Annotated in this window: 15 protein-coding genes; 7 read left to right on the forward strand and 8 right to left on the reverse strand. The window is 56.5% G+C overall.

Features of this window, described 5'->3' with window-relative positions; translation table 11 throughout:
- Nucleotides 1-6: 6 nt before the first annotated feature.
- Nucleotides 7-1,227 carry a glycosyltransferase family protein gene (locus BLT54_RS08885; protein ID WP_074643775.1) on the reverse strand — a complete coding sequence of 407 codons (1,221 nt, stop codon included), beginning with the start codon at nucleotides 1,225-1,227 and terminating at the stop codon, nucleotides 7-9.
- A gap of 3 nt (nucleotides 1,228-1,230) precedes the next feature.
- Nucleotides 1,231-2,031 (reverse strand): HAD-IIB family hydrolase, encoded by an 801-nt coding sequence (locus tag BLT54_RS08890; RefSeq protein WP_074643777.1) that lies wholly within the window; start codon nucleotides 2,029-2,031, stop codon nucleotides 1,231-1,233.
- Nucleotides 2,032-2,189: 158 nt separating this feature from the next.
- Here BLT54_RS08890 and BLT54_RS08895 point away from each other — a divergent pair, with 158 nt between their 5' ends.
- From BLT54_RS08895 to lpxK, 3 genes are read left to right on the forward strand one after another with little or no spacing between them, the layout of a single operon-like run.
- Nucleotides 2,190-2,435, forward strand: coding sequence for a DUF4170 domain-containing protein (locus tag BLT54_RS08895; RefSeq protein ID WP_009570555.1), 246 nt, complete (start codon nucleotides 2,190-2,192; stop codon nucleotides 2,433-2,435).
- 51 nt (nucleotides 2,436-2,486) lie between these two features.
- Nucleotides 2,487-3,734, forward strand: coding sequence for a 3-deoxy-D-manno-octulosonic acid transferase (locus tag BLT54_RS08900; RefSeq protein WP_074643781.1), 1,248 nt, complete (start codon nucleotides 2,487-2,489; stop codon nucleotides 3,732-3,734).
- Complete coding sequence (gene lpxK / locus BLT54_RS08905; protein ID WP_074643784.1) at nucleotides 3,731-4,723, forward strand: tetraacyldisaccharide 4'-kinase; 993 nt, start codon at nucleotides 3,731-3,733, stop codon at nucleotides 4,721-4,723. Before BLT54_RS08900 ends, lpxK begins: the two co-directional genes overlap by 4 nt.
- 4 nt (nucleotides 4,724-4,727) lie before the next feature.
- Here lpxK and BLT54_RS08910 read toward each other — a convergent pair whose 3' ends face one another.
- Together BLT54_RS08910 and BLT54_RS08915 are read right to left on the reverse strand one after the other, a co-directional pair.
- On the reverse strand, nucleotides 4,728-5,435 hold the full coding sequence (locus BLT54_RS08910; RefSeq protein WP_074643787.1) for a DsbA family protein: 708 nt from the start codon (nucleotides 5,433-5,435) through the stop codon (nucleotides 4,728-4,730).
- Nucleotides 5,432-5,968 (reverse strand): DUF721 domain-containing protein, encoded by a 537-nt coding sequence (locus BLT54_RS08915; protein ID WP_074643790.1) that lies wholly within the window; start codon nucleotides 5,966-5,968, stop codon nucleotides 5,432-5,434. Before BLT54_RS08915 ends, BLT54_RS08910 begins: the two co-directional genes overlap by 4 nt.
- 102 nt (nucleotides 5,969-6,070) lie before the next feature.
- On the opposite strand from BLT54_RS08915, the gene mutY reads away from it, so the two are divergent.
- Nucleotides 6,071-7,153, forward strand: a complete 1,083-nt coding sequence (gene mutY / locus BLT54_RS08920; RefSeq protein WP_074643793.1) for an A/G-specific adenine glycosylase — start codon at nucleotides 6,071-6,073, stop codon at nucleotides 7,151-7,153.
- 3 nt (nucleotides 7,154-7,156) lie between these two features.
- Nucleotides 7,157-8,296: an alkane 1-monooxygenase gene (locus tag BLT54_RS08925; protein WP_074643795.1), complete on the forward strand. Its 1,140-nt coding sequence runs from the start codon at nucleotides 7,157-7,159 to the stop codon at nucleotides 8,294-8,296.
- A 100-nt stretch (nucleotides 8,297-8,396) separates the two neighbouring features.
- Here the strand turns inward: BLT54_RS08925 and BLT54_RS08930 are convergent, their stop codons facing one another.
- From BLT54_RS08930 to BLT54_RS08940, 3 genes are all read right to left on the reverse strand, one after another.
- Nucleotides 8,397-9,497 (reverse strand): site-specific DNA-methyltransferase, encoded by a 1,101-nt coding sequence (locus tag BLT54_RS08930; protein WP_074643799.1) that lies wholly within the window; start codon nucleotides 9,495-9,497, stop codon nucleotides 8,397-8,399.
- A gap of 119 nt (nucleotides 9,498-9,616) precedes the next feature.
- Nucleotides 9,617-10,246, reverse strand: a complete 630-nt coding sequence (locus BLT54_RS08935) for a ribonuclease HII (RefSeq protein WP_074643802.1) — start codon at nucleotides 10,244-10,246, stop codon at nucleotides 9,617-9,619.
- A gap of 120 nt (nucleotides 10,247-10,366) precedes the next feature.
- A complete protein-coding gene (locus tag BLT54_RS08940; RefSeq protein WP_074643804.1) occupies nucleotides 10,367-10,879 on the reverse strand; it encodes a hypothetical protein in 513 nt (170 codons plus the stop codon).
- Nucleotides 10,880-11,076: 197 nt separating this feature from the next.
- Between BLT54_RS08940 and BLT54_RS08945 the strand changes: the two genes are divergently transcribed.
- Together BLT54_RS08945 and BLT54_RS08950 are read left to right on the forward strand one after the other, a co-directional pair.
- A complete protein-coding gene (locus BLT54_RS08945; RefSeq protein ID WP_074644439.1) occupies nucleotides 11,077-11,367 on the forward strand; it encodes a hypothetical protein in 291 nt (96 codons plus the stop codon).
- The gene (locus tag BLT54_RS08950; protein WP_074643807.1) at nucleotides 11,339-12,037 is read left to right on the forward strand and encodes a winged helix-turn-helix domain-containing protein; all 699 of its coding nucleotides are present in this window, start codon (nucleotides 11,339-11,341) and stop codon (nucleotides 12,035-12,037) included. The genes BLT54_RS08945 and BLT54_RS08950 overlap by 29 nt, the downstream gene beginning before the upstream one ends.
- Here the strand turns inward: BLT54_RS08950 and BLT54_RS08955 are convergent.
- On the reverse strand, nucleotides 12,034-13,362 hold the full coding sequence (locus BLT54_RS08955; RefSeq protein ID WP_074643811.1) for a FliI/YscN family ATPase: 1,329 nt from the start codon (nucleotides 13,360-13,362) through the stop codon (nucleotides 12,034-12,036). The genes BLT54_RS08950 and BLT54_RS08955 overlap by 4 nt on opposite strands.
- Between the last annotated feature and the right edge of the window lie 23 nt (nucleotides 13,363-13,385).

Consider the following 13,385-nt stretch of genomic DNA (forward strand, 5'->3'; position numbering starts at 1 on the left):
AACGCTTTATTTATACTCTTCCATATCTTCCGCCACGGCCCGCGTCATCGACGCGATGATGTCGGGATCGGCAGCATGCACACGCGACCAATTCGGGATGAACGGCGTTTCCATCGGATTGTCGAGGAACACATTGCCCGCATGAATGATGTTATTGGCAAAAAGCTCGACCGCCTTCTCTTCGATATGGCGATCCACATGCAGCCCGTTCATCCGCGCATCGTTGAAATAGGTCTCAATCAGATCAAGCGCGCCGCGATAATAGGTGGCTTTGATCGAGCGAAAGATTTCCTCTGAGAACACCGTGCCATCGGCGGCAAGTTTGCGGTAAAGCGCCTTGCAAATATCGACAGACATCCGCGACAAGCCGGCATTCGCATCCTCTTCGCTCAGATCCTGATGTTTGTGATCATAGCGATCCGAGATTTCGACCTGACAGACGGCGCGCGGGCTGAGATTGCGCCAAGCTTCGGACAACAGACCAATCTCAAGTCCCCAATCAGACGGGATACGCATATCCGGCAAAATAGACGTGCGCATGGCGAATTCGCCCGCCAAAGGGTAGCGGAAATCGGCGAGGAAATCGAGATACTCGCGGGGGCCGAGCACCTTGGCCAAAGCATGGATCATCGGCGTGACCAAAAGGCGGGTGACGCGGCCATTGAGTTTGCCGTCGGCGACTCGCGGATAAAAGCCTTTGGACATTTGATAGGGGAAGGTCGGGTTGACCACCGGATAGACCAGCCGCGCCAACATTTCGGCCGTGTAGGTCACAACATCGCAATCATGCACCGCGATCACGGCACTGTCGGCACGCGCGATGGTGTAACCAAGGCAAAACCACACATTGCGCCCCTTACCGGGTTCGGACGGAGAGAGATCGAGCGCCTGAAGCCGCTTATCGACAGTGGACAGGCGCGGGCCGTCATTCCATAGCACCACATGATCGGCTTTGAGTTTGGAAAAGAATTGGCAAGCGTAACGGTACTGCTCTGCGGTGGCGCGATCCAATCCGATCACGATGCGGTGGATGAAATCGACCTTGTTGAGCTCGTCGATGATGTTGGGAAGCGCGTCGCCTTCGAGTTCGGAAAACAACGAGGGCAGGATGAGGGTGATCTTGCGTGAGGTGGCAAATGCGTTGAGTTCGCGGTTGAGGTCCTCTGCGGTGTTCAGCCGGAGATTGTGAAGCGTTGCAACGCGCCCGCCCTGATGAAAATCAGCCATCTGTCATCCTCTCTCTGTGTAGAGCTGTGCGATGCGATCCAGCACCGCAGTGTTCCAACCTTTTGGACCCGGTTCTACCGTCCGCGTGATCCGACCCGCGACCTCAAGCGCTGGTAGACCCGGCCCGTGTGAATTCATCACGACAACGCCGTGATCCGCGGCACGGATCATTTCAACGTCATTGGGCGCATCCCCCAACGCCATGGTGACAGGTTTGGGATCGAAGCGTGCCACAATCTCGGTCATGCGGTCGGCTTTGGTCGCACCGAAGGAGAGGGTGAGATACCGCCCGCCTTGCCGGGCAAAAATGCCCTTTTGCGCCAGATTTGTCTCGAATATGGCCCGCTGCTCCGGCGTTCCCCGCCAGAGCCCCGGTTCAGAAAACTGTCGTCGCGCGGCGGATTTGGCCTGATCCAAAGGCAGGCCTGTCTGCTGTGCAAGTTCGTGTATCGTCCAGTCAGAAAAGCCCGTGAAACACCGACGCAGATCGGGGTCGAGATCGGAAAGTGCCGCGCGAATCGCACTATGCGCGCTTCGATCCACTGTCGCGTCACCGCCCGGTTCCAACACGCCCGCGCCGTTTTCGACAATGGCTGGCGCGTCCCCGAACCCAAGATCAGAACGCAAGTCAGCTATTTCAGCGGCTGTTTTGGAACTGGCCAAAACAAGCGGAATACCCAGCGCGCGCATCCGATCCAACGCGGGGCGGGCCGGGTCCCACGCATAGCTCTCATGATCCAGCAAAGTGCCATCAAGATCGGAAAACACGATCAGACGCGGGGCAATCTTGGGGTCTTTCAACATACTCCCATCATGGCACCCAGCCCACAGAAGGGGAACAGAAGCCCCGCCACAATGCCCAAATTGGCAGTCTCGCGCCTAAGATTTGGGCAATACTTCTGCACCGCTTGACCCTCCCCGCCATTGGGCTAGGGTGCGGCCAAGCAAAACGGAGAGAGACCATGGTTCAAAGACTTCATCTTGTGTTCGGCGGCGAGCTTGTCGATCCGTCCAAAACGGTCTTCCGCAATGTCGATGATATTCACATCGTCGGAATTTTTCCAAATTACGAAACCGCGCATAACGCCTGGAAATCCGAAGCACAGCGCACCGTGGACAACGCACATATGCGGTATTTCATTGCCCATCTGCATCGTCTGCGTGACGAAGACGTCGTGGCTTCGGCCACGGAAGAACTCGGAGAGTGAGGTTCAGGCCGCATGGCCAAAGCCCTTTCCTTTCTCCTTTACAGGACCCTAATGGGGCGATCCGAAAGCCGGATCACCGAACGTTTGTCGCGACTTCAAACAACAAACGTTCTGTCAGAAACTGAGTTTGATCAAAGACTTGCACATAAGCTACCGCCGCGCGCCAAGGGGGAACTGGTTTGGCTTCATGCAGGCACCCAAGCGGCTCTGCGTCCTGCCATGGAACTCTATGCCCGCTTGGCCGAAGACCGCCCGGACACCGCCAGCTTGATCACCTTGGGCGCTGACGTGACGCCGCCGACCGGGCCGCTCCCGGACGGGTGTACGATCACCGCGGCACCCGAAGAAGGCGCGGGCATCATTCGCCGGTTCATGACCCATTGGGACCCGGATTGTCTGATTTGGATCGGGGGCAAATTCAGGCCCGCCTTGATCCAAGCGGCACAAGAGAGAGGCGTCGAGTGCCTGTCCATCGACGCCGTCAAAAGCACACCCACTCTGGAAATTCACCAACACATCCCCGGTTTGCGCGGCGCTGTACTGTTCTGTTTTGACCATGTCATCACAGCCAACGCTGCGGCCACGCTTGCTTGGCGGCGAGCCGGGGTTGACCCCGATCAAATCGAAGCGCTGGGTCTGCTTGAAGAAGGCGGAATTGCACCCTCTTATGATGAGGCTGAATTGACCCGGCGTGTGGCCGAGATCGGCACCCGCTCTGTGTGGTTTGCCGCACATGTAGACACCGCAGAAATGGGCGAAGTGATCCGGGCGCACAAGCGGGCGTTGCGACGCGCGCACAGGCTTTTACTCATCCTGTCTTTGTCCGATTCCGCCACCGAAACACAGGTCATTGCGCAGTTGGAAAAGGCGGGCCTCACCGTCTGTCTCCTGACGACAGAGAAAGCGATCTCCGAAGTCGCGCAAGTCATCATCGTGCCCCACTCCAGTGGTGGAATTTGGTATCGCACCGCCCCGGTCAGCTTTCTTGGACAGTCTCTCACACAACTGGGCGGGATTGACCCCTATGGCGCGGCCGCTATGGGATCTGCCATTCTCCATGGACCCTATGTAAGTCACTTCAAAGCTGCCTATGACACCCTATCTACCGGCAAAGCCGCCCGTAAAGTTCGCGACGGCTACGCTCTGGGTGAAGAGGTCGAGCGGCTTTTGTCGCCTGATCAAGCCGCATTGATGGCGCAAGCGGCATGGGATGTGGCCTCTTCAGGCGCCGAAGTTACGGATCACGTGGCGGATTTGGTTCAGGATTTTCTCGATCTGCGCGAAAGGATCAGCGCATGAAGCCGCCATTGTTTTGGTCCAACCCGCAAAATGCACCCGGATGGCCAGCGCTGCTTTTGGCCCCCCTCTCCGCACTCTATGCGCGCGCAACAGCGCGGCGGGTGGCACAATCGGGCTATCGTGCGCGCATCCCTGTGATCTGCGTTGGCAATATCAATGCTGGTGGGACGGGCAAGACCCCGACCACAATCGCCCTCGTGCAACGGCTGATCGGGCGCGGGTATTCGCCCCATGTGGTGTCGCGCGGATATGGCGGGACACTACAGGGACCGGTGCGCGTGGACGAACGCACACACCGCGCCGATGATGTAGGTGACGAGCCGCTTTTGATAGCCGCTTTCACGCCGACTTGGGTCGCCAAAGACCGCGCCGCAGGCGTCAAAGCCGCCGAGGCTGCGGGGGCGGATGTGGTGATTTTGGATGACGGGATGCAAAACCCATCGGTGCAGAAAGATATGACCCTGATCGTGGTCGATGCCTGGCGCGGATTTGGCAATGGTCGCGTGATTCCAGGTGGTCCGTTGCGAGAACCCGTTGCTGCCGGGATGGCGCGGGGAGATGTATTGATTTCCATTGGCGACACCCGCGCGCAGGACCGGTTTTCGAGCGATTGGGCTGGATCGGTGTCGATTCCACGCGCCGTGGCGAGGCTCGCACCACTGCCGACAGGGATGGATTGGCAGGGCCTTCGCGCCTTGGCCTTTGCGGGCATTGGTCATCCCGAAAAGTTCTTTCAAACCCTGCGGGAGTTGGGGGCGGATCTGTTGCGGGCTGAGGCCCTGAAGGACCATCAACCGCTGTCATTGGCACTGATGAAACGGCTTGAGGTTGAGGCGCTGGCCTTGAATGCGCAACTTGTGACCACAGAAAAAGACGCGGTGCGTTTGCCCCGCGCCTTTCGCTTAAAAGTGGTCACTTTGCCCGTGCGCTTGGAGCTTGCGGATTGGACAGAGATTGACGGGCATTTGACCCGTCTTGGGCTGGATTAGACTATTATTCTTCTGGTTTTTCGGCGTCGGCAGGTGCGCCGACTTCGGACAGCTTTGCGTCCAGAATCTCCTTGAGATCGGCATAGCTCATGTTGCTGTGCTTCACACCGTCGATCACCAAGCTCGGCGTGGAATCGATGTCGTATTCGGCCATTTCTTTGGTGAATTTGGCAAAAAGCTTTTCGGCCATTTCGCCGTCATTGAGACAGGCATCAAGGTCCTCGTCGGTCAGCCCCGCACGCTTGCCGATCTTGCGCAGGTTCTCAACGATTTCCATCGTGTCTTTGCCGCCCGCAATCCAATCCTTTTGCTCATCGTAGAGGATTTTCTGAACACCAAAATACCGCATCTCTCCGCCACAGCGCGCCACCATGGACGCCCACAGGCCGAATTTGTCGAAATACACTTCGCGGTAGGTGAAACGCACCTTGCCGGTGTCGATGTAGTCTTTTTTCAAAGGCTCGAACACGGACTTATGAAAATTGGCGCAATGCGGGCAAGTGTAGGACGCGTATTCGATCATCTCAATCGGCGCATCAGCACTGCCAATCACCAGATCAGAGATGGCCGACGTATCGACCTCTGCCACGTCCTGAGCATTGGCGGGTGTCACAACGAAATTCGTCACCGAAGAGGATGGTTTCAACAAGAAAGCCCCTCCAACACCAAGGGCCGCCATGGCGGTCGTGATCATAAAAATGCGTCGGTTCATTTGTCTTCCTTCGTTTGCGTGCTTTGGCGGCTCAAGAATGTGCCTGCGAATTTCTCCAAGGCGCGACGCAGACCTTCGTCCTGCGCACCTTCTGACATGGATTTGGCCTCTTCAGCCGCATCCTCTGTGATCACCAGTCGATGATCATGTTTCGGCATCGAAAAGGCCACACGCCCTTCGGAAAATCCCGTAGGCGCGGTTTGCGTCACATGAATGCGGCTGATCGCGTTGTAGCCATAGACCGCATTCACCCGCTCGCGAATTTTCGGCACTTCGGCCTGAACCATCGGCGCAAAGGCCCCGGTGGTCAAAAGCGTGAGCGTCGCGCCAAATCCGCCTTTGGCGTAAGAGACCTTGATCGGGCGCGACATCCCGGCGGTTTGCGCCCCCACGATGTCTTCCCAATGGGTCAAAAGCCGGGTCTCAGAGAATCCACGCGCTTCTGTTGCCTCGCGAATCTTTGATTGCAACAGACCGGAGGTTCTCTCGAACCCCCGTTTGCGTCGTTTTGCGCGTGTCTGAACGTCTGCCATGGTTTCCCGACTGGTCTATCTGATTGTCTGCCCTATTGTAGAGCCACTGGCGAAACGCGCCACAACAAACCCGATGACACGAGCTAAAGATTGCGTGACGCAATGAAACAACTGGAAATGACCGACACGCTTTTGGACTGGTATGATCGCCATGCGCGCGACTTGCCATGGCGTGTCTCGCCGCAGGATCGCAAGGCTGGCATCAGACCCGATCCTTACCGGATCTGGATGTCAGAAATCATGTTGCAACAAACGACGGTTGCGGCGGTGAAATCCTATTTTGAACGGTTTACTGCGCTTTGGCCGACGGTCACAGCGCTTGCCAATGCCGAAGATGAACGGGTTTTGGGCGAATGGGCCGGGCTTGGGTATTATGCCCGTGCGCGCAACCTTTTAAAATGTGCGCGGGTGATCCGCGACGAGCATGGCGGGGTGTTCCCAAAAACCCGAGAGGGCCTTTTGTCGCTGCCCGGCGTGGGGCCTTATACGGCGGCGGCGATTGCGTCGATCGCTTTTGATCTGCCGGAAACGGTGGTGGACGGCAATGTGGAGCGGGTCACATCGCGGCTGTTTCGCCTCGAAACACCCCTGCCTGCGGCAAAACCGGAACTGACCGCCTTGGCACAAACGCTCACACCAAAAGAGCGTCCGGGAGATTACGCGCAGGCGATCATGGACCTTGGCGCGACGATCTGTTCGCCGAAATCTCCGGCCTGCGGGATTTGCCCATGGATGGCGTTTTGTGCGGCGTGCAAAGTCGGAGATCAGGCTCGATTCCCGCAGAAAACGCCCAAAAAGCCCAAACCCACGCGCCATGGACATGCCTATGTCGCGCGCACGACGCGTGGGGAATGGGTTTTGGAAACACGCCCTGACAAAGGCTTGTTGGGCGGAATGTTGGGATGGCCGGGCACAGATTGGCGAGAGGCGCATCCAAAGGTCGCGCCGTTTGAGGGCGCTTGGACAGAAGTCGGCGAGGTGCGTCACACGTTCACCCATTTCCACCTGATTCTAACCGTCCATCGCGCGGATCAGGTTGACGGCGCGCTGGAGACCTATGCGCTCAGAGGTCAAAACGCGTTTCGCGCCTCGGATTTACCGACCGTGATGCGAAAGGCATTTGACCTCGCTCATTCTACATTTACCACTGACCCTGTAGCCTCTGATGCAAATCAGGAAGCCTAAAAGATGAATTTGAGTGAAATCAGCACCCGCAACGCCCTGCCCTTTTGGCTTTCGCTTGGGGTTGTGCCGTTGCTTTGGCTGAGCGCTTTTGTCGGCGGATGGAGCCTGATCTTGGTACCGCTTTGCGCATGGTATTTGATCGGCGCTTTGGATGCGGTTTTGGGGCTCAACACCGCCAATCCAGACCCAAACACAGCCGAAAGTGAGCTGTTTTGGTATCGGTTGATCACGATGATCTGGTTTCCAATTCAGTTCGCGAACATCTTTGGCCTGATCTGGTTTGTCACCCACACCGATCACCTCTCAACCTTTGAAACCATCGTATTGTTCTTTGGCCTTGGTGTCTCTTCCGGCTCCATTGGCATCGTCTATGCCCATGAGTTGTTTCACCAAAGGAACACGCTGGAGCGTTGGCTCGGAGATTTACTACTGTCGAGTGTGCTCTATTCGCATTTTCGCACTGAGCATCTTTTGGTCCATCACAAACATGTCGGCACTCGCCGCGATGCGGTCACGGCACTCTATAATGAGGGGTTCCATCACTATTTCGCACGGGTGATTCATGAATGCCCGCGCTCGGCATGGGCGGCGGAAAAGGCATTGTTGGCGCGCAAAGGGTTGTCACCATGGCATCCGCGCAACCCGCATTTCCGCTATTGGACGCTTCAGATCATCATGCTGATCCTCGCGGTTTTAATTGGCGGCGTGCCGGGGCTTTTCCTGTTTATGTGGCAGGCGCTTGTGGCGATTTGGCAGTTGGAATTGACCAATTATGTCGAACATTACGGGCTGACCCGTCGACATCTTGGGGATGGCAAATACGAACATGTCATGCCTCACCACAGTTGGAACGCCGCGCATATGGCGACGAATTGGCTGCTGATCAATCTGCAACGCCATTCGGATCACCATTACAAACCGGATCGCCGATTTCCGCTTTTGCAAAACTACGACGAGAATGAAGCGCCGCAATTGCCCTATGGCTACACGCTGATGGGGGTTGCGGCCGTGATCCCGCCCGTGTGGCGACGCATGATGAATCCAAAGGTCAAAGCCTGGCGCAAACGTTATTATCCCGACCTTACGACCTTTGAGGATTGGGAACCTTATAAAGACGGCACCAATCCGCTTCCGCGTCTCTAAAACATAAAAAGGGCCCCGTCACGCAGACGGGGCCAAGGTGGTGCCGCGATGTCAGGCCGCAGGCACCAGGCGGTAACTTTTGAATTTTGGGATGAGAGGCTTACTGCATCTCCGCGCGGATTTGTTGGCGCAAAACGTCGATCGGAACGTTTTTGCCATCGCGCTTAAAGGTCCAGTAGGTCCAACCATTGCAGCTTGGCGCGCCTTCAAGATGTGCCCCCACTTGGTGGATCGAGCCTTTGACATCATTGGACACCAAGGTGCCGTCGGCGCGCACTTTCGCCTTTTTGCGCCCGTTCATGGAGTACAATTCCTCTCCCGGACGCAACATGCCGCGTTCGACCAACTGGCCAAACGGCACGCGCGGCTCGGCACGTTTTGAGGTGGAGACATGCAGCGCGTCTTTGTCAAATTTGCGCACGGCGGCGATGCGTTTTTCGGCAACAACTCGGTATTTTTCTTCGCGCTCAATGCCGATGAATTCACGGCCCAGCATTTTCGCCACGGCCCCGGTCGTCCCGGTGCCAAAGAAAGGATCAAGCACCACATCGCCCGGATTGGTCGTGCCAACCAAAATGCGATGCAACAGGCTTTCGGGTTTTTGCGTCGGATGGGCTTTGTCGCCATCCTCGTTCTTCAAGCGCTCCCCCCCGTTGCAAATCGGCAGCACCCAATCGGAGCGCATCTGAATGCCCTCGTTCAGGGATTTCAGCGCCTCATAATTGAACGTGTATTTGGCGGCCTCATTTTTCGACGCCCAGATCAGCGTCTCATGGGCGTTGGTAAAGCGTTTGCCACGGAAATTCGGCATCGGGTTCGACTTGCGCCACACCACATCGTTGAGAATCCAAAACCCAAGGTTCTGCAACTCAGCGCCCATACGGTACACATTGTGATACGAGCCAATCGCCCAGATCGCACCGTTCGGTTTCAACAACCGACGCGCGGCTTTGAGCCATTCGCGGGTAAAATCATCATAGACTTTGAAACTGTCGAATTGATCCCAGGCATCATCCACCGCATCCACTTTGGAATTGTCCGGGCGGTGCAGGTCGCCGCGAAGCTGTAGATTGTACGGCGGATCGGCAAAAATAAGATCGATGGAGCCTTCGGGTAGGCTGTTCATGACATCAATACTATCGCCAGCCAAAATTTGGTTAAGCGGGAGCGATGCCGCACTCGAGCGGGTTTTGGTTTTCATTTTCTGCCTCATATGCGCCCCTGAGGGACGTCAATTACGCACCATTTTTGGCGTCGTTTTATGAGGACAAAGATGAGTCATTGCTGATTCGCAGTCAATTTCTTTTTCGAATCAGATACTTAGGTTTTTCCTTGATACAAGATGTTGTGTATGGGTTTGAACGAACGTCTATGGTGAGGGGTCACACCAAGATTTTGGAGTCCCTCCAAATGCGCTTTGGTGCCATATCCGGCGTTTTTCTCCCATGCATAACCGGGATGCTGTTGCGCTAAATCCACCATCAATTTGTCACGCCATGTTTTCGCCACAATTGAAGCCGCAGAAATCGACACCGAACGCGCATCGCCTTTGATGATCGCCTCAGCATCAAGACCGAAAGCCGCGGGAATTTTATTGCCATCGACCAGCACATAATCAGCACGGATCTTAAGGCCAGCCACAGCCCGTTCCATCGCGCGCAAAGAGGCTTGGAGAATGTTGATCTCGTCAATCTCCTCCACCGAACAGGAGGCAATGGACACATCGGCCACAGAGAGGATTTCGTCATAAAGCGCCTCGCGGCGTTTGGCGCTTAGGACTTTGGAATCATTGAGACCCGTGGGAATGCGCGCGGGATCAAGCCAGACCGCAGCGGCCACAACAGGTCCGGCCAAAGGGCCACGCCCCACCTCATCCACACCGACAACGCGCATATATCCACGCAAACCGGCGGCCTCTTCAAACGTGTAATCAGGAACAGTTTTTACCATACCCTTGTGAAGCCGATGCCCGCCCGGCGCGCAAGGTAAAAAGACGGGTGGAACGCATGAACCACCCGCCAAGTGACGCGGCCCATCGGGACGAAAAACCGCGTATTCTGATGGATCGACTTACCAGTCGCCGTTGCCTTTGCCATGGCCGTGGTCCCCGCGAGAACTCGCCACCCGGAACCCAAAATTGCTCAGACACCCGACATCATAGGCATCAACCCGACCGCGTTTGGTGGAAACCCGCGTTTCACAGGCACGCGGCAGCGGCGCGCGGGCCTTGCGGTTTTGATCAACGCAACGCTCAAGGGCGACAAGACGTGTCCGGTTTTCGCGACCATATTTGTACTGATGACCCTCACGCGAGGAAGCAACGCTGAGAACACACTTGTTTGGGATGAGAAAAGCATCGCCCCGATTTCCATCGCGCCAGATGTCCGGTTTATTGCGCGAGGTTTCGACGACCACTTTGTTGTCACCTTTGTTGTCGATGGCTTTGCCGATCACAAACAACGTCAAAAGCCCCCCCAGAGCCATAGCTACATCTTGATCAGAGGCGCGTGCGGGAACGGCGGCGAGTCCGGCAGTGCCGATTGAGAGTGCCAAGAGCCCGGCAGTGAATTTCGTGAGTTTCATCGGTCGTCCTTTCAAATCCTGTGCCCGTTCATGGCCCAAGTGGCCGGGGCGGGAGAGGTGATGGGACAGAGATGCCGGGAAAGGCGAACATCGCTCAATATCAGTCAAATGTCATTGGATAGCGCGGGCGCTTTCGGGCTTTGATATTGAATAACATCGCCCTTTCACGCAGGGTCGCAGGCATGAAACCGACAGCCATGAAAACACATCTCCTTGCCTGCCTTGTCCTCGCGCTTGCCCTTCTGCCGGGGCTGGCACAGGCCGCCTGTTACGCCAGCTATAAGGCCAAACAGGACAATCCGCTTAAGCTGCATTTCGGCGTGGCCGAACTCAGCGATGCGCAATGTTCCAAAGACGCCGCCGCCAAGGCGCTCCAACCCCGTTTGGCAAAAGACGGCTGGATTCTTCTGACGATCGTCGCGATGATCCCGGAGGATAAACTTGGCGAGGTGAAAGACAGTGCTGGCAACTATTTCCTCCGATACTGACAGCCGCAAGGTCTCACGCGTTGTGATCTTTGGCATGGGGGCGATTGTCGCCATCCTGTTGATTGCCGCTGTGTTTTTGTTCCTGAACCTGCCGGACGCCAATGCGTTCAATGCGCGGGTCGAACAGATTTTCGTTGAAAACGACCTGACCTCAGCCGCCGAGATCAAACTGTTGGAAATTCTCGCCCAATCGGGCACATCCTTCTCCGACACATTGACCTCCTACAGGATGGTGATCTTTGTGCTGTTGATCTTTGCCACGGCCTTGCTCATCGCGGCTTTGGTGTTTTTGGTCACGATCATCGCGTTGAACCGCCGCATGTCAGAGATCGAAAAACGCGGGATCGAAGTGTCGTCTCTGATGATTTCGCGGGCCGAGCACACCGTCTACCTCAACAATATGGAATTCAAACTGACGCCTGCGGCGATTGAAACCTTGTCGGTCTTGGCCGAAGCGCGCCTTGATGATGAGGTGATGTCAGGGGCGGAAATCGAAGGCGTGATTTCGGGTCGTCCCTCTGTCGATTGCGACGAAGCGGCGGGAGCAACGCGGATCAAACGGCTGCGTGACACGTTGGGCAACCAAATGGTCAGTGAACTTTTGGTCAAAAACATCGCGCGCAAGGGCTACATGCTGAGCTGTCCGCCCGATGTGATCAAAATGGTTTAGCGCGCGGTTTTGACCGGGGTGAAACAGGCCTCCAAACGTTCAAAACTGGCCTGAACGCCATTGGGTTCCGACTGCGCCAAAAAGTGATCCAAACGTGGCCAGGTCTCGATTGCTTCATCAATCATCGGATCGGTGCCCGTGGTATAAAGCCCCGCCTGAATCATCATTTCAGATCGGTCAAACACCCCCAAAAGACGCCGCGCCCGCGAAATCAACTCGTTTTCCTTGTCTGAAGCGGCATGAGGCAGCGCGCGCGACACGGAGCGCAAAAGATCAATCGCCGGGAATCGCCCGCGTTCGGCAATCTGGCGATCCAAAACAATGTGACCATCCAAAACCCCGCGCAAAATATCCGCAATCGGCTCCTCCATATCAGATCCGGCCACAAGCACGGAAAACACCGCCGTAATATCGCCCGCGTCCCCGATTCCGGGTCCGGCACGTTCACAAAGTGAGGTGATCAGATGTGAGGTGGAAGGGGGGAACCCCCTGAGCGAGCTGGATTCGCCCGTGGCCAGCGCCACTTCGCGATGAGATTCCGCAAATCGGGTGACAGAATCGGCCAGAAACAGCACCTGTTTGCCTTTGTCGCGAAAATGTTCCGCCACCGACATGGCGGTCCAGGCACAGCGCCGCCGCACCATCGGCGATTGATCCGACGTGGCGGCAACAATCACCGAACGTTTCATGCCAGCAGGGCCAAGAACCCGGTCAATAAATTCACGCACCTCGCGCCCGCGCTCCCCGACCATGGCGATGACGACCACATCGGCCTCAAGTCCGGTGGCGAGCTTTGCCAAAAGCGTGGACTTCCCCACGCCCGAGCCGGCAAAAAGACCGATGCGTTGCCCACGCACAATCGGCAAGAGCGTGTTGAACACGGCCAAACCCGTTTCCAAACGTTTGCCCAAGGCCCGCCGTTCCGTTGGATTCATCGGTTTCCCACGCAGGGCGCGCGGTTTGTTGCCCTGTAAAATAAGTTTGCCATCAAGGGGTTGCCCAAAGGGATCTATCACCCGGCCAATCCACATATCATCCGGGGAAATATGGTTTTTACCGATATGGGCGACGGGATCACCAATCGACAAACCATCCGGTCCGCCATCCGGCAGGACCGTCACGCTCGTTTTGTCGAGTTGAAGAATTTCGCCGCGGCGAATCTGTGTCCCATGTCCAATCTCGACCAGATCGCCCAGCGCTGCGATCTCACTCAGTCCCGAAACGGTCAAAACCCCGCGCGACACTTCGATGACGCGACCAACCGAGTGGACCGGTTTCACCGATGCAATCTCCGAAAGAAGCATTTCAAACCCAATACTGTTCATGGCGCCCTCCGTGTTCTGAAACC

Source organism: Celeribacter baekdonensis (assembly GCF_900102315.1).
GTDB classification, from domain to species: domain Bacteria; phylum Pseudomonadota; class Alphaproteobacteria; order Rhodobacterales; family Rhodobacteraceae; genus Celeribacter; species Celeribacter baekdonensis.